This is a genomic window from Streptomyces sp. NRRL F-525, from assembly GCF_000716605.1.
Lineage (GTDB): Bacteria > Actinomycetota > Actinomycetes > Streptomycetales > Streptomycetaceae > Streptomyces.
This window is the reverse complement of record NZ_JNXE01000164.1, coordinates 1-375: the sequence shown is the minus strand read 5'-3', so window position 1 is coordinate 375 and position 375 is coordinate 1. Positions and strand designations below refer to the sequence as shown.

Annotated in this window: 1 protein-coding gene; it reads left to right on the top strand. The window is 66.1% G+C overall.

Translation table 11 applies throughout. The features are described from left to right. Positions 1-375: NUDIX domain-containing protein (locus tag OO69_RS48345; protein ID WP_033287422.1), on the top strand; the 375-nt coding region annotated here is incomplete at both ends.

Below are 375 nucleotides of genomic sequence, written 5' to 3'. Positions count from 1 at the left end.
TCCACGACAAGGCCACCAACCGCGTCGTCCTCCTCCAACGCAGCGAGAACGCCAAGTTCGCCCAGGGCATGTGGGACCTCCCCGTCGGCAAGAGCGAGCCGGGCGAGCCCATCACCGATACCGCCGTACGCGAGCTCTACGAGGAGACCGGCCTCACGGTGAAGCCCGAGTCCCTCAAGGTCGCCCACATCATCCACGGCGCCTGGGGCGTCGAAGCCCCCAACGGCTTCCTCACCGTCGTCTTCGCCGCCCACGAATGGACCGGCGAACCCGAAAACCGCGAACCTCGCAAGCACTCCCAGGTCCGCTGGGTCGATGCCAACGCCATCCCCGACGCCTTTGTCGACACAACTGCCAGTGCTCTCCATCAGTACC